This window comes from Pseudomonas farris, from assembly GCF_019145235.1.
Taxonomy (GTDB): Bacteria; Pseudomonadota; Gammaproteobacteria; order Pseudomonadales; family Pseudomonadaceae; genus Aquipseudomonas; species Aquipseudomonas farris.
Genome location: NZ_JAHSTV010000008.1, coordinates 199676 through 214223 on the forward strand (window position 1 = coordinate 199676; position 14548 = coordinate 214223).

Consider the following 14548-nt stretch of genomic DNA (forward strand, 5'->3'; position numbering starts at 1 on the left):
CGCATGGTTCGCCGTGCGGGGCTTTTTCATGAGGAAGCACTTGGAAACACACAGAATTACACCTTTGCACCCCACACCCGAAAACTGACTAGCCTTGAAAGCATCCCACCGAGCAAGGACGCTCTCGATGCTGCCCAACCTGCGCCTGTTTCTCTGCTTCCTGCTGACCTTCACCTGCCTGACCGTCAAAGCCGCCGAATGCCCTGACTGGACACCGGCCCGCGCGCAGGAAGAAATCATCACCCTGCAACTGCAAATCGATCGCTGGGACGACAGCTACCACCGTGAAGGCCAGTCGCTGATCGCCGATGAACTCTATGATCAATCCCGTGCGCGACTGACCGAATGGCGCGAGTGTTTTGATGCGGCCCCCTCCGCCGAACCGTTGCGTACGGCCGGCGGCACGGTTGCTCACCCTATCGCCCATACCGGCCTGGAAAAACTGCACGATGGGCGCGCCGTCGAAGCCTGGCTGAAAGATCGGGGCGAGGTCTGGATTCAGCCCAAGGTTGATGGTGTGGCGGTGACGTTGATCTATCGCAACGGCTGGTTGCACCGGGCGATCAGTCGGGGGGATGGGGTAAACGGCCAGGACTGGACCGCCTCGGCACGCCAGATCGCCGCCATCCCACAAAAGCTTCCGCAGCCGCTGGACTTGTTGTTGCAAGGCGAACTCTATTGGCGCCTGACCGAGCACGTACAAGCCCAGGCCGGCAGCCTCAATGCCCGCGCCACGGTGGCCGGGTTGATGGCGCGCAAGGCACTAAGCCCAGAGCAAGCGACTGGTATCGGGTTGTTTGTCTGGGACTGGCCGCAAGGCCCGAAAAATCTGCCCGACCGGGTGACGACTCTGGATAAGTTGGGGTTCCCGAGCACAACGCCATACAGTCAGCCGATCAAGGCATTTGCCGATGCCAAGCGCTGGCGGGATCACTGGTATCGCGCGCCCCTGCCCTTTGCCAGCGATGGGGTCGTGTTGCGCCAGAGCCAACGCCCACCGGCCGAGCGCTGGCAGGCGAAAGCGCCTTACTGGAGCGTCGCCTGGAAATACCCCTTTGCCCAGGCGCTGGCCGAGGTGCGCAAGGTCCACTTCAAGATTGGACGAACCGGCCGGATCACACCGGTGCTGGATCTGGTACCGGTGATGCTTGATGACCGACAGATCAAACGCGTGAGTGCCAGCTCCCTGCAACGCTGGGAAGCGCTGGACATTCGGCCCGGCGATCAGGTCGCCATCAGCCTGGCGGGGCTAACCATCCCCAGGCTCGACGGGGTCGTATTGCGCAGTACTGAACGCCCGGAATTGAATGTACCGCTGGCGGCCGACTTTCATTCCTTAAGCTGCTGGCAACCGACACCCGGCTGCGAAAGCCAATTCCTCGCACGACTGAGCTGGCTCAGTGGTAAACAAGGCCTGGCATTGCCTCATGTCGGACCAGGTACCTGGGAGAAACTGCTCAAGGCCGAACGCCTCGACAGTCTGCTCGATTGGATGACCCTCGATGGGCAAGAGCTTGCTAACATTGACGGCTTCGGTGAGCGCAGCAGTGCTCGTCTTTTGGACAGTTTCAACAGCGCCCGGCAACGCCCATTCGCTCGCTGGCTCAAAGCGCTGGGTTTGCCGCCGACTGGCCAGGCACGCCTCGCCGACTCATGGCAGGCGCTGGCACAACGAAACACCGAACAATGGCAGGCCGAAGCTGGCATCGGCCCGGGGCGCGCAGCGCAATTGAGCGCATTTTTCCGCGACCCGCAGGTCCTCGCCTTGAGTGAGACATTACGTGTTGCCGGGATTGACGGTTTCTAGACGCCAGCCCGGTCTGAGAACCGGGAACCCAAAGGTGCCGATGCGCTCAAACAGCCCATCGCTATATCGAATTTTTCACCTGGAGCTTTTATGAAACTTCTTTCACCGCTCGCCGTGTTGACCCTGTGCAGCGTGATGGCCGCTCCATTGATGGCCGACGAAGATGCCCCGGGCCTGACCGGCTGCGCCGCCAAAAAACAAGGCATCATCAACCAGATCGAACTGGCCAAGTCCCGCGGCAACGCCGATCAACAGGCTGGTCTGGAAACCGCCCTGAGCGAAGTCACTGCCCATTGCACCGACGCCTCCTTGAAGAAGGAACGGGAAAACAAGGTGCTCGACGCCAAGCACGAAGTCAGCACCCGCCAGGCTGACCTCGAGAAGGCGATGAAAAAAGGCGACGCCGAGAAGATCAACAAGCGCAAAGACAAACTGGCTCAATCGCGCAAGGAATTGCAGGAAGCGCTGGATGAGCTGGATGAGCTGGATAAGTAACAAGATCTTTCAAGATCAAAAGATCGCAGCTTTTGGCAGCTCCCACCCTGCAGTCTTTTCTGGAATCAATGATCCCGAAACTCTTTATGACACGCACTGCAGGCATCTTCGACTTTCTGTACCGCCGGCCCCAGGTTGCTGACCTTGTAGGGCTGAACCTTGCTGGCAATCACCAGTTCACCGGTGGCGCCTTCAAGGGTGCGGGCCATTTCCTGGAAGCGTGCCTGCTTCTGCCAGACATCATCCTTGGCGCTGGTGTGATCCTCTTCGCGCACCTGCGGGAAATGTTTCCACGGCTCATGGGACAATGCGTCGAGCTTCACCGCGCCGTCGGCGAATTTCGGGCCATCGAACGGAATACGCCCACGCAACATGCCGCCCAGGTCTTCGCCGGTCTTGAGCATCTGCTTGAAGATCGCCTTGCGCTGACCCAGCGGCGAGTTCGGGTCGACACCACCGCAGGCGGACAAGGTCAGGCAGGCCAGCAATACAACAGAAAGTCTTTTAAGAGTCATGGTGGCTTCAGGTCACTGGAAACGGCGGCCAGTATCCTCGCGTCATCGGCAAAGACCAATAGCCCTATTATCAATACGGGTTGTTTGAGCGCATGGAGCACTCAGGCAACCGACAAAGGAATTACTCCATGAACAGCCGTTTCAAGGCATGGCGTCACAATCTGGCCTGGACGCTTCCAATGGTGGCCGTGCTGGCAGGTTGTACCGGCGGCGACAGCAGCAAACCGAAAACCCACGCACTGGCGACCTACTCCAGCGCTACCTGGGAAGCGCTTCCGGCGGTATCCGACAACGACCTCGTCGCTGGCTTCGGCTCGTGGCGCAGCGCCTGCACGCGACTCAAGGCCGACCCTGTCTGGGGTGGCACCTGTGCGGCTTCCGCCAATGTGCAGCCAACCGCCAATGACATCCGCGGTTTCCTCAAACAGAACCTGGACGTCTATGGCCTGCGTGCCGCCAATGACAACCCCAACGGCCTGATTACCGGTTACTACGAACCGGTGTACCCCGGTAGCCTGACTCAGACCGAGGAAGCCAACATCCCGGTGTACGGTGTACCCGAGGATATGATCATCGTCTCTCTGGACAGTATCTATCCGGAACTCAAAGGCAAACGCCTGCGCGGAAGACTCGAAGGTCGCGTGCTCAAGCCGTACGACGATGCGGCAACCATTGAAACCCAAGGCGTGAAGGCACCGGTGATTGCCTGGCTGACCGACCCGATGAACCTGCAGTTCCTGCAAATTCAGGGCTCAGGTCGCATCCAGCTTGATGACGGTCGTCAGTTGCGCATCGGTTATGCCGACCAGAATGGCCACCCCTATCGCCCCATCGGCCGCTGGCTGGTGGACCAGGGTGAGCTGAAGAAAGAAGACGTGACCATGGGCGCTATCAGCACTTGGGCCAAGGCCAATCCGATGCGCATTCCCGAACTGCTCGGCAGCAACCCCAGCTACGTGTTCTTCACCCGCAACCCTGACAGCAACGAAGGGCCGCGCGGTTCGCTGAACGTACCGCTGACCGCAGGTTACAGCGCGGCGGTGGACCGCAAGGTGATTCCACTCGGCAGCCTGTTGTGGTTATCGACCACACGCCCGGACGGCAGCGCATTGGTACGCCCGGTGGCCGCGCAAGATACTGGCGGCGCAATTGCCGGCGAAGTCCGCGCGGACCTGTTCTGGGGCACGGGCGAGGCGGCCGGGCAACTGGCCGGCGACATGAAACAGCAGGGGCAGGTCTGGATGCTTTGGCCTAAAGGGGCGGCGTTGCCACAAGTACCGCAGGTAGCTGACAAACTTTAAAAGCAAAAAAGATCGCAGGCTGCACCAGCTTCTACATTGACCGCGCTCGTCGCAATATCGCGGATGAACATCGATCCCTGTAGGAGCTGCCGCAGGCTGCGATCTTTTGATCTTGCCTTTAAACCGACACAACAAAGAAACTGACAATCAACCCAATGCCAATTGCCCACACCAGCGACCGCAGAATCGCCCAGTCCGCCAGATAGCAAATGATGTACAGCAGCCGACTGGTGATAAACAACACCGCCAGCACATTGATCGTCACCAGATCGGCATTACCGGCCAGGTGCGCGACGATTACCGCTGCAGCAAACGCCGGAGTCACTTCGAAGCTGTTCAACTGCGCCGAATGCGCACGCCTGGCCATCCCTTCGAGCGAATCCAGAAACGCCCGCGGGTCGTGATTCTGTTTCAGCCCGAACTTGCCGCCGCTGAACTTGGCGACGCCTGTGCATAGATATGGCAAGCAGATCGCAATCAAAATGCACCACAGAGCAACCGTCATAACGCAGTTCCTTCTTCAGTTATAGAAAATCGAATTCCATCAGGGGCGACTAAAACTTCATCACCAATATGCCGATCAGCACCAGCCCACAGGCTAAGAGCCGAGGCCTGCCGAAAGGTTCTTTCAGGTAGCGCATACCGAACAGCACCACCAGAATCACGCTGATTTCGCGCAACGCCGCAGCTTCGGCAATCGAGCCGAGCTGCATCGCCCACAACACCAGAGCGTAACTGAACAGAACGCAAAACCCGACCGCCAAGCCCAATCGCCACTGCTCGCGCCAGAACAGCATGAACGCCGGGCGCTTGCGCACCAGCGCCAGCAATGGGAACGGCCAGGCGCTGAGCAAGGTGACCCACACCAGGTAGTCCAGCGGATGGGACCAGCGTCGCAGGGCCTGACCATCGATGAAGGTGTAACAACCGATGCACAATCCGATCAGCGTCACCACCGGTAGCATCGACCACGGCAGACGCACCCCGCCACCGCCCTGCCAGAGCAGGCACAACATGCCGAACGGGATCAGCAAAATCCCGAAGATTTGCTGAGCCGTCAGCACTTCCCCGGCGAAGATCAGCGTCAGTGCCAGCACCACCAGTGGCGACAGGCCACGCATCAAGGGATAGACCAAGCCGAGATCGCCAACCCGATAGGCCTGGATCAACAGGTAGCGATAGAGCAACTCAAATGCCGCTGACGCGAGAATCCACGGCCACATCTCCAGTGGCGGCAGCGCCACGAAGGGCAGCATCAGGGCGACAAACAGCAGCGCCACGCTGTCCATGCAGGCCACCACCAACAGCCGCTCTGCGCTGAATTTGATCAGGGTATTCCACGCCGCGTGCAACAGCGCCGCCACCAACACCAGAACCGTCGCGAGCACGGCACTCTCCTTATTTTGCCCCCACCCTCCCCCGTAGGAGCTGCCGAAGGCTGCAATCTTTTGATCTTTCAAAAGCAAAATAAAAAGATCGCAGTCTGCGGCAGCTCCTACATCACGGGGCAGAGAATTGATTCGCCATATGTCCGCAGCTGTTTATACTGCAAGCGACCACGCCGCACTCAGTTGCGCACACACTAATTCCAATAATTCCTGCCTCTGCCCGCTCTCACCGAGAACGGTCGTCGGCCTGCGTATGCCTGATCAAAGCGTCAAGACTACCGACAGAGACCTTGCGCATGCCACTCGCCTTGCTTGCACTGGCCGTTGCCGCCTTCGGCATTGGCACCACTGAATTCGTCATCATGGGCTTGCTGCCCGATGTCGCCCGCGACCTCGCCGTGAGCATTCCTCAGGCGGGGCTGCTCATCACCGGTTACGCCCTGGGCGTGGTGTTCGGTGCGCCGATCCTCGCGGTCGGCACCGCCAACATGCCGCGTAAAGCCACATTGCTGGGCATGACGCTGATGTTCATTCTCGGCAATATCCTCTGCGCCCTGGCGCCGAACTACGCCACTTTGATGGCCGCGCGGGTGATCACCGCGCTGTGCCATGGTGCGTTCTTCGGCATCGGCTCGGTGGTCGCCGCCGGTTTGGTGGCACCGAACAAACGAGCCCAAGCGATTGCCATGATGTTCACCGGCCTGACGCTGGCCAACGTGCTGGGCGTTCCATTGGGCACCGCGCTCGGGCAATACGCCGGCTGGCGCTCGACGTTTTGGGCGGTCTCGGTGATTGGTGTGATTGCGGCAATCGCGCAGTGGGTTTGGCTGCCCAAGGAAATCCCCATGGACAAAGCCAACCTGGCGAGCGAGTTCAAAGTGCTGGGCAAGGTCAACGTGCTGCTGGCGCTGGGCATGAGCGTGCTGGCGTCCACCAGTCTGTTCAGCGTGTTCACCTATATCGCGCCGATTCTGCAAGACATCACCGGTGTCAGCCCGCATGGCGTGACCATCATGCTGCTGTTGTTCGGGGTGGGCTTGACGGCGGGCAGCATGCTTGGCGGCCGACTGGCGGACAGTCGTTTGCTGCCCTCTCTGGTGGGTATGGCCCTGGCTGTGGTCGTCGTGCTGGCCGCTTTCAGTCAGACCAGTCATTCAGTGATCCCGGCGGCGATCACGCTGGTGTTGTGGGGCATCTTCGCGTTCGCGCTGTGCCCGATCCTGCAATTGCTGATCATCGATCAGGCTCATGAAGCGCCGAACCTTGGGTCGACATTGAATCAAAGCGCATTCAATCTCGGCAACGCTGCCGGGGCATGCATTGGCGGGCTGGTTGTAGCCAGTGGCGCGGACCTGGCGGACTTGCCGTGGACCGGTGCACTGGTCAGCGGGTTGACGGTACTGACGGCGCTGTTTTTCATCTACCTGCAACGACGCAGTGCTGTCGCGGTCAATGTGTCCGGCTGATTGACTGCATGCGCAAACCGCTATCGCGAGCTGGCTCGCTCCCACTTGGACAGCGTATTTCCCGGTGGGAGCGAGCCTGCTCGCGATGAAGCTTACGCGGTGTAGCTCACTTCACTCATCTTTAGGCTTGCGTGGATCCGGCGTTTGATCCGTGCTCTTCCTCGGCGGCCCGATTTCACTGCGAATCTGCGCATGACTGATCAGCGCGAAGATAAAACTGCCACCGATGATGTTCCCCACCAGCGTGGGTCCTGCGAACACCAGCCAGAAATCCTTCCAGGGCAACTCGCCGGCAAACACCAGATACGAGACCTCGACCGATCCAACAACGATGTGGGTGAAATCTCCCAGCGCCATGAAATAGGTGATGAGGATGATGATCCACATCTTGGCGCTTTCCATGGACGGGATCATCCAGACCATGGTGGCGATCATCCAGCCGGAGATGATGCCTTTGGCGAACATCTTGCTCGCGTCGTTCTCCATGACCTTGCGCCCGATGTCGAGGAAGGCCAGATCGGTCTTGGTGTCGAAAATCGGCAGGTGCAGCATCACGTACGCCACCAGCAAGGTGCCGCAGAGGTTGCCCACCAACACTACCGACCACAGCCGAAACAACCGACCGAAATTACCCAGCGTAGGCTTGCTCATGATCGGCAATACGGCAGTCAGGGTGTTTTCGGTGAAGAGTTGCTGACGGGCCAGAATCACCGCGAGAAAACCTGCGCAGTAGCCGAAACTGGCGATCACCTTGAAGCCTTCGCCGTCCGGCAGACGCGAGTTGAGCAGCCCCATGCCCATCAGCGACAAGCCCATGGTCAAACCCGCAGCCAGGGCTGACCACCACAGCGCCGCAACGCTACGCTCGAGCTCCTGATCACCTTGGGTGCGAATGATTTCGTGCAGCACCGCCGCGCGCGGTGGCTGGTTCTTGTCAACCTCGTGCTGTTCTTTCGCCGAGAGGTCCGGGGTCTTGCCGTCTTTGGGCGTGTCCATAAAGCTCCTGAACCAGTGGCGTGTCGTTTAATTACGACACGCGGGGTTCGGAGCTGTTCAGTGGTCCGCTAAATCATCATTGACCAGTAGACCGCTTTCGCGAGCAGGTTCGCTCCCACAGTGAATTTCAGTCGTTAATCGAGTTTGTGTTCGCTGAAGATCAAATGTGGGAGCGAGCCCGCTCGCGAAGGCCGCGCCGCCGATCTCATTCGCCGATGACGTCATCCTTGAACTGGTCTTTGACGTACCTGATCTCGGTCCGGCCATGCGGCGCGGGCAGGCCGTCTTCGCCCAGGTTCACGAAGACCATCTTTTCCACCGTCAGGATGCTCTTGCGGGTGATCTTGTTGCGCACTTCGCAAGTCAGCGTGATCGACGTGCGACCGAACTCGGTGGCGGTGATGCCCAGCTCGATGATGTCGCCCTGACGCGAGGCGCTGACAAAGTTGATTTCGGAAATGTACTTGGTGACCACGCGCTGATTGCCCAGCTGGACGATGGCGTAGATCGCCGCTTCTTCGTCGATCCAGCGCAACAGGCTGCCGCCGAACAGCGTGCCGTTGGGGTTGAGGTCTTCGGGTTTTACCCATTTGCGGGTGTGGAAATTCATACTCACTCCTGACCGTCTTGCCGATTGATGCCGGCCATCATGGCAGAGCCCGGACTAGAGCTCTATCAAGCATCGACTATGGTCTCGATTACCGTTCGGGCATTGACCTGCAGAAACGCTTTGGAAGTATCGTCTACACAGCTATAATCGCCACCGTTTCAAAACGGTCATCTTCGGTTGCTACCGTTTTCCCGCCACCTGTCCGAGGGGCGCTGCAGCAGGTTCGACCTGTCAGGCTCGGATGGGGCGTTGACTGGCCACCGCCAGACACTAAACGCACAACGGCGCCCATTCGCATACATTACGAATGGAGGCTCATCATGAGCGCTGTTATCACGCCTGTAGATTTTAACGATTACAAAGTCGCCGACATGTCCCTGGCTGCCTGGGGCCGTCGCGAAACCATCATCGCCGAATCCGAAATGCCAGCCCTGATGGGTCTGCGCCGCAAATACTCCGCCGAGCAGCCGCTCAAAGGCGCGAAGATTCTCGGCTGCATCCACATGACCATTCAGACTGCCGTGCTGATCGAAACCCTGGTTGCCCTGGGTGCCGAAGTACGTTGGTCGTCCTGCAACATTTTCTCGACTCAAGACCAGGCCGCTGCCGCTATCGCTGCTGCCGGTATCCCGGTTTTCGCCTGGAAAGGCGAAACTGAAGAAGAGTACGAGTGGTGCCTGGAGCAAACCATCCTCAAAGATGGCGCGCCTTGGGATGCCAACATGATCCTCGACGACGGCGGCGACCTGACCGAGCTGCTGCACAAGAAATACCCGGCGATCCTGGACCGCGTCCACGGTGTTACCGAAGAAACCACCACCGGCGTACACCGCCTGCTGGACATGCTGGCCAAGGGCGAGCTGAAAATCCCGGCCATCAACGTTAACGACTCGGTGACCAAGAGCAAGAACGACAACAAGTACGGCTGCCGTCACAGCCTGAACGACGCGATCAAGCGCGGTACCGACCACCTGCTGTCCGGCAAGCAAGCGCTGGTCATCGGTTACGGTGACGTGGGCAAGGGCTCGGCCCAGTCCCTGCGTCAGGAAGGCATGATCGTTAAAGTCTCCGAAGTCGACCCGATCTGCGCCATGCAAGCTTGCATGGACGGTTTCGAACTGGTTTCGCCGTTCATCGACGGTATCAACAACGGTACCGAAGCGAGCATCGACAAAGCGCTGCTGGGCAAGATCGACCTGATCGTGACCACCACCGGTAACGTCAATGTTTGCGACGCGAACATGCTCAAAGCCCTGAAGAAGCGCGCTGTTGTCTGCAACATCGGTCACTTCGACAACGAAATCGACACCGCTTTCATGCGCAAGAACTGGGCATGGGAAGAAGTGAAGCCACAGGTTCACAAGGTTCACCGTACCGGCCCGGGCGCTTTCGATGCTCAGAACGACGACTACCTGATCCTGCTGGCCGAAGGCCGTCTGGTTAACCTGGGCAACGCCACTGGCCACCCAAGCCGCATCATGGACGGTTCGTTCGCCAACCAGGTTCTGGCACAGATCTTCCTGTTCGGCCAGAAGTACGCCGACCTGTCGCCAGCCCAGAAAGCCGAGCGCCTGACCGTTGAAGTACTGCCGAAGAAACTCGACGAAGAAGTGGCCCTGGAAATGGTCCGCGGTTTCGGTGGCGTGGTCACTCAACTGACCAAGCAACAGGCTGACTACATCGGCGTGACCGTCGAAGGCCCGTTCAAGCCGCACGCTTACCGCTACTGATTGGTCCTGCTGCCTGCTCTCCCTTGTGGGAGCGGGCTTGCTCGCGAAGGCGGTTTAACATTCAACATTAATGTCGTCTGACCCACCGCCTTCGCGAGCAAGCCCGCTCCCACATTGGGATGTGCAAGCGTCCGGCTTACGTGTTTCCAAGGATATGACCATGTCCCAAGACCGTCGCTACAGCTTCGAGTTCTTCCCTACGAAGACCGATGCTGGGCATGAAAAACTGATCGCCACTGCCCGTCATCTGGCGACCTTCAACCCTGACTTCTTCTCCTGCACCTACGGCGCTGGTGGTTCGACCCGTGATCGTACCCTCAACACCGTGTTGCAGCTTGAAAGCGAAGTCAAAGTCCCTGCCGCACCGCATTTGTCTTGCGTGGGCGACAGCAAGGACGACCTGCGCGGCCTGCTGAGCCAGTACAAGGCAGCCGGCATCACGCGTATCGTTGCGCTTCGCGGTGACCTACCCTCGGGCATGGGCATGGCCAGCGGCGAGATGCGTCACGCCAATGACCTGGTTGAATTCATTCGCGAAGAAACCGGTGATCATTTCCACATCGAAGTCGCCGCCTACCCGGAGATGCATCCGCAAGCGCGCAACTTTGAAGACGATCTCAACAACTTCGTGCGCAAGGCTAACGCCGGCGCCAACAGTGCGATCACCCAGTACTTCTTCAACGCCGACAGCTACTTCTACTTCGTCGAGCGTGTACGGGCGAAAGGCGTGAACATACCGATCGTGCCGGGGATCATGCCGATCACCAACTACAGCAAGCTGGCGCGTTTCTCCGACGCTTGCGGTGCGGAAATCCCGCGCTGGATCCGCAAGCAACTGGAAGCCTACGGCGACGATACCCAAAGCATTCAAGGCTTTGGTGAGCAAGTCATCACCGAAATGTGCGAACGCCTGCTGCAGGGTGGCGCTCCAGGGTTGCATTTCTACACGCTGAACCAGGCTGAGCCGAGTCTGGCGGTGTGGAATAACCTGAAGTTGCCGCGTTAATCGTCATTAAAGCAAGATCAAAGGATCGCAGCCTTCGTCAGCTCCTACAAAGGTACGTATCCCCCTGTAGGAAATGCCGCAGGCTGCGATTTTTTGCTTTCCGGCGCCCCTTTATTGTGCAGTCATATCCTGAGATAGAGCTTCTGGATCCGGTTTCTGGCTCTTTATGATTTCTCGTCGTAATCTCAAGCCATGCCCCTGATCGCTCAGTTACTGACCGTGCTTCTGTTCACTTGCCTGAGCTTCACCGCTCGGGGCGAGAAGTTGCGTATTGTCACCGAACCCTGGGCACCTTACGTGTACGAGGAAAACGGCAAGTCTCTGGGGCTCGACTACGAAACCACCGCCATTGTCTTCAAACGCCTCGGGATCGACGTGGAATGGCAGTTCCTGCCATGGAAACGCTGCCTGTCGATGCTAGAGCAAGGCCAGGCGGATGGCGTGCTGGATATTTTCCATAGTGATGAACGCGACGCGACCCTGCTCTACCCCAGCGAACCGCTCTCGCAAGTCGAATTCGTAATGTTCTATGCCAACGAGCGACCGTATCCGTTTCGCACGCTGGACGATCTGAAAGGCCTGACCATCGGCACCTCGCCGGGCTACCTGTACAGCAAGGACTTCAGCGAATCGACGCTATTCACCCAAGAGCCGGCACCCACCCATGAAGCCAACTTCGGCAAACTGGTGCGCGGTCGCATCGACCTGCTGATCACTGATCGCCGGGTTGGCCAGCATTTGCTCGATCAACTGAATATCCGCGACAAGATCACCGAGAACCCGATCATCATCAGCCAGCAAAGTCAGTTTCTGGCGGTACGCCGCAATGCGGGGATGGATTTATTGGTGCAGCGTTTCGGTGCCGAGCTCAAACGTTTCAAGCGCGAGCCGGCCTACGCCGAACTGAGCGCCCGCTATGGCGCCAGCCCTGCCCCTGAAGTACGGGCCGCCAGCGCCACCGCAACCGGCGGAAAAACCGTTGAGCAGCAGGAAAGCGGCGCGCAGTGATTGCTCTGTTATACTCCGGCCTTCCCGCCAGGCTCACGCCCGGACGCTCGGACTTGTTCAAGGCATCTCGATCCCGCTACAGCGCAGCTTTTCAGCCCGCGCGAGCGCTCCAGACGAGCCTTCGAGGCCCAGCAGGACCGGACGGGATTGCGTCCTCTTAAACGCGATTCGCGCCAGGCAAGACTCCCATTGGGCCAAGCCCTAACTAAAACAGGATTACTCATGTCCTTTGCTTCCCTCGGTCTCTCCGAGGCTTTAGTCCGCGCCATCGAGGCAGCGGGCTATACCGAGCCTACTCCGGTGCAACAGCGGGCCATTCCCGCCGTGTTGCAAGGTCGCGACCTGATGGTTGCGGCACAGACAGGTACTGGTAAAACCGGCGGCTTCGCCCTTCCGATTCTGGAACGGTTGTTTCCCAACGGTCACCCGGACAAATCCCAGCGTCACGGCCCGCGCCAACCGCGCGTACTGGTCCTGACCCCAACCCGCGAACTCGCGGCCCAGGTGCACGAAAGCTTCAAGGTCTATGCCCGTGACCTGAAGTTCGTCAGCGCCTGCATCTTCGGCGGCGTCGGCATGAACCCACAGGTTCAGGCCATGTCCCGCGGTGTCGACGTGCTGGTGGCCTGCCCGGGTCGCCTGCTCGACCTCGCCGGCCAAGGCAGTGTGGATCTGTCCCACGTGGAAATCCTCGTGCTGGACGAAGCCGACCGCATGCTCGACATGGGCTTTGTCCATGACGTGAAAAAGGTCCTCGCCCGTCTGCCGAGCAAACGCCAGAACCTGCTGTTCTCGGCGACGTTCTCCAAAGACATCACCGACCTTGCCGGCAAGCTGCTGCATAACCCGGAACGCATTGAAGTCACGCCGCCGAACACCACGGTCGAGCGGATCGAACAGCGCGTATTCCGACTGGCTGCCAGCCACAAGCGTTCGTTGCTCGCTCACCTGATCACCGCGGGCGCCTGGGAACAGGTGCTGGTGTTCACCCGCACCAAGCACGGCGCCAACCGCCTGGCCGAGTACCTGGACAAACACGGCCTCACCGCCGTCGCGATCCACGGTAACAAGAGCCAGAACGCGCGCACCAAAGCCCTGGCCGACTTCAAGGCCGGTGAAGTGCGCATCCTGGTCGCCACCGACATCGCCGCTCGCGGCCTGGACATCGATCAGTTGCCTCACGTGGTCAACTTCGAACTGCCGAACGTCGACGAAGATTACGTGCACCGTATCGGTCGTACCGGCCGTGCCGGTCGTTCGGGCGAGGCGATCTCGCTGGTTGCTCCGGACGAAGAAAAGCTGCTGAAAAGCATCGAGCGCATGACCAAGCAGAAAATCGCCGACGGCGACCTGATGGGCTTCGATTCCAGCGCTGTGGAAGCCGAGAAACCTGAAGTCCGCGAGCGTCCGGATGTGCGTAACCCGCGCAATCCACGTGGCCCGCGCGGCGATGGTCCGAACGGCAGCGGTGGTGGTGGCGGTCGTAAAGACAAAGGCAAGGACAAGGGCGGCAAGGAAAAAACCGCTGCCACTGGCCGTGGCGATCGCCCTGCCCGTGAGCACAAGCCTCGCGAAGGCACCCCGGCCCGTGAGCAACAGCGTCCGGCACCTCGCGCCGCCGCCGACCGTGCTCCAGACGAGTTCCTGGACGACGATATCGATAACTTCGGTAACCGCGTCGACTACGTGCCTCAAGCCAAACCTGCTCAGGGCCGTGGTCGCCGTCCGGGTGCTCCGGCACAAGGCGCAGGCGCCAGTGCCCCGCGCACCGGTCAGCCACAAGGTCGCCAGAACGGTCCGCGCAGCAGCAGCGGCGCAACCACCGGCACCCCACCGGCCAAGCGCAGCGGTCCACGCAACGGTGCTCCACGTGACGGCCAGGCCCGTCGCGAAGAGTCCCGCAACCGCCGCCCGGCCCGTGACGAGCAGCCTCGTTCGGAACCGGCCGTGCAGAACCCGCGCGGCCCGGCACCGAAGATCATTCATAAGGAGTCGAAAAGCGATCGCTTCCCGACACCTGAGCAACTTGATCAACTCCCAGGCCGTCCGCGCGGCGAAAAACCAGCCTTGCTGACCCGCAATCGCTGAGTTTTTCAAAGCCATGAAAAATGCCCCGGATCGCAAGATCAGGGGCATTTTTTATGCTGGCGAAGAAACCTGTGGGAGCGGGCTTGCTCGCGAAGGCGGTGGTTCAGTCGACATTAATGCTGAATGCTCGACCGCTTT

General features: G+C 59.7%; 13 protein-coding genes and 1 riboswitch. Of the genes, 8 read left to right on the forward strand and 5 right to left on the reverse strand.

Going from position 1 to position 14548, the window contains the following annotated elements; genetic code table 11:
- The first annotated feature begins 127 nt into the window (after window positions 1-127).
- Together ligB and KVG95_RS18375 are read left to right on the forward strand one after the other, a co-directional pair.
- Entirely contained in the window at window positions 128-1807 is a 1680-nt protein-coding gene (gene ligB / locus KVG95_RS18370; protein WP_217857435.1) for an NAD-dependent DNA ligase LigB, read from the forward strand.
- 90 nt (window positions 1808-1897) lie between these two features.
- Window positions 1898-2302 (forward strand): DUF1090 domain-containing protein, encoded by a 405-nt coding sequence (locus KVG95_RS18375; protein ID WP_217857436.1) that lies wholly within the window; start codon window positions 1898-1900, stop codon window positions 2300-2302.
- Window positions 2303-2367: 65 nt separating this feature from the next.
- Here the strand turns inward: KVG95_RS18375 and KVG95_RS18380 are convergent, their stop codons facing one another.
- Window positions 2368-2817, reverse strand: a complete 450-nt coding sequence (locus KVG95_RS18380) for a c-type cytochrome (protein ID WP_052965033.1) — start codon at window positions 2815-2817, stop codon at window positions 2368-2370.
- A 128-nt stretch (window positions 2818-2945) separates the two neighbouring features.
- Here KVG95_RS18380 and mltA point away from each other — a divergent pair, with 128 nt between their 5' ends.
- On the forward strand, window positions 2946-4118 hold the full coding sequence (mltA, locus tag KVG95_RS18385; RefSeq protein ID WP_217857437.1) for a murein transglycosylase A: 1173 nt from the start codon (window positions 2946-2948) through the stop codon (window positions 4116-4118).
- Window positions 4119-4236: 118 nt separating this feature from the next.
- Here mltA and KVG95_RS18390 read toward each other — a convergent pair whose 3' ends face one another.
- The gene (locus KVG95_RS18390; protein ID WP_217857438.1) at window positions 4237-4623 is read right to left on the reverse strand and encodes an MAPEG family protein; all 387 of its coding nucleotides are present in this window, start codon (window positions 4621-4623) and stop codon (window positions 4237-4239) included.
- A 49-nt stretch (window positions 4624-4672) separates the two neighbouring features.
- Entirely contained in the window at window positions 4673-5506 is an 834-nt protein-coding gene (locus KVG95_RS18395) for an EamA family transporter (protein ID WP_217857439.1), read from the reverse strand.
- 296 nt (window positions 5507-5802) lie between these two features.
- Between KVG95_RS18395 and KVG95_RS18400 the strand changes: the two genes are divergently transcribed.
- Entirely contained in the window at window positions 5803-6972 is a 1170-nt protein-coding gene (locus tag KVG95_RS18400; RefSeq protein WP_217857440.1) for an MFS transporter, read from the forward strand.
- Window positions 6973-7083: 111 nt separating this feature from the next.
- On the opposite strand, the gene KVG95_RS18405 is transcribed toward KVG95_RS18400, so the two are convergent.
- Complete coding sequence (locus tag KVG95_RS18405) at window positions 7084-7968, reverse strand: formate/nitrite transporter family protein (protein ID WP_217857441.1); 885 nt, start codon at window positions 7966-7968, stop codon at window positions 7084-7086.
- A 205-nt stretch (window positions 7969-8173) separates the two neighbouring features.
- The gene (locus KVG95_RS18410; RefSeq protein ID WP_030130199.1) at window positions 8174-8578 is read right to left on the reverse strand and encodes an acyl-CoA thioesterase; all 405 of its coding nucleotides are present in this window, start codon (window positions 8576-8578) and stop codon (window positions 8174-8176) included.
- Window positions 8579-8776: 198 nt separating this feature from the next.
- Window positions 8777-8875, forward strand: a riboswitch (S-adenosyl-L-homocysteine riboswitch).
- A gap of 23 nt (window positions 8876-8898) precedes the next feature.
- On the opposite strand from KVG95_RS18410, the gene ahcY reads away from it, so the two are divergent.
- The 4 genes from ahcY (at window position 8899) to rhlE2 (ending at window position 14410) form a co-directional block, all read left to right on the forward strand.
- Entirely contained in the window at window positions 8899-10308 is a 1410-nt protein-coding gene (gene ahcY / locus KVG95_RS18415; RefSeq protein ID WP_007898042.1) for an adenosylhomocysteinase, read from the forward strand.
- A 160-nt stretch (window positions 10309-10468) separates the two neighbouring features.
- Window positions 10469-11314 carry a methylenetetrahydrofolate reductase [NAD(P)H] gene (metF, locus tag KVG95_RS18420; RefSeq protein WP_038981031.1) on the forward strand — a complete coding sequence of 282 codons (846 nt, stop codon included), beginning with the start codon at window positions 10469-10471 and terminating at the stop codon, window positions 11312-11314.
- Window positions 11315-11506: 192 nt separating this feature from the next.
- Window positions 11507-12322 (forward strand): substrate-binding periplasmic protein, encoded by an 816-nt coding sequence (locus tag KVG95_RS18425; RefSeq protein WP_217857442.1) that lies wholly within the window; start codon window positions 11507-11509, stop codon window positions 12320-12322.
- Window positions 12323-12544: 222 nt separating this feature from the next.
- Window positions 12545-14410: an RNA helicase RhlE2 gene (gene rhlE2 / locus KVG95_RS18430; protein WP_217857443.1), complete on the forward strand. Its 1866-nt coding sequence runs from the start codon at window positions 12545-12547 to the stop codon at window positions 14408-14410.
- Window positions 14411-14548 lie beyond the last annotated feature (138 nt).

What these genes read in the sequence shown, in the direction of transcription:
- ligB (WP_217857435.1), top strand. Translation starts at nt 128, where the DNA reads ATGCTGCCCAACCTGCGCCTGTTTCTCTGCTTCCTGCTGACCTTCACC.
- KVG95_RS18375 (WP_217857436.1), top strand. Translation starts at nt 1,898, where the DNA reads ATGAAACTTCTTTCACCGCTCGCCGTGTTGACCCTGTGCAGCGTGATG.
- KVG95_RS18380 (WP_052965033.1), bottom strand. Translation starts at nt 2,817, where the DNA reads ATGACTCTTAAAAGACTTTCTGTTGTATTGCTGGCCTGCCTGACCTTG.
- mltA (WP_217857437.1), top strand. Translation starts at nt 2,946, where the DNA reads ATGAACAGCCGTTTCAAGGCATGGCGTCACAATCTGGCCTGGACGCTT.
- KVG95_RS18390 (WP_217857438.1), bottom strand. Translation starts at nt 4,623, where the DNA reads ATGACGGTTGCTCTGTGGTGCATTTTGATTGCGATCTGCTTGCCATAT.
- KVG95_RS18400 (WP_217857440.1), top strand. Translation starts at nt 5,803, where the DNA reads ATGCCACTCGCCTTGCTTGCACTGGCCGTTGCCGCCTTCGGCATTGGC.
- KVG95_RS18405 (WP_217857441.1), bottom strand. Translation starts at nt 7,968, where the DNA reads ATGGACACGCCCAAAGACGGCAAGACCCCGGACCTCTCGGCGAAAGAA.
- KVG95_RS18410 (WP_030130199.1), bottom strand. Translation starts at nt 8,578, where the DNA reads ATGAATTTCCACACCCGCAAATGGGTAAAACCCGAAGACCTCAACCCC.
- ahcY (WP_007898042.1), top strand. Translation starts at nt 8,899, where the DNA reads ATGAGCGCTGTTATCACGCCTGTAGATTTTAACGATTACAAAGTCGCC.
- metF (WP_038981031.1), top strand. Translation starts at nt 10,469, where the DNA reads ATGTCCCAAGACCGTCGCTACAGCTTCGAGTTCTTCCCTACGAAGACC.
- KVG95_RS18425 (WP_217857442.1), top strand. Translation starts at nt 11,507, where the DNA reads ATGCCCCTGATCGCTCAGTTACTGACCGTGCTTCTGTTCACTTGCCTG.
- rhlE2 (WP_217857443.1), top strand. Translation starts at nt 12,545, where the DNA reads ATGTCCTTTGCTTCCCTCGGTCTCTCCGAGGCTTTAGTCCGCGCCATC.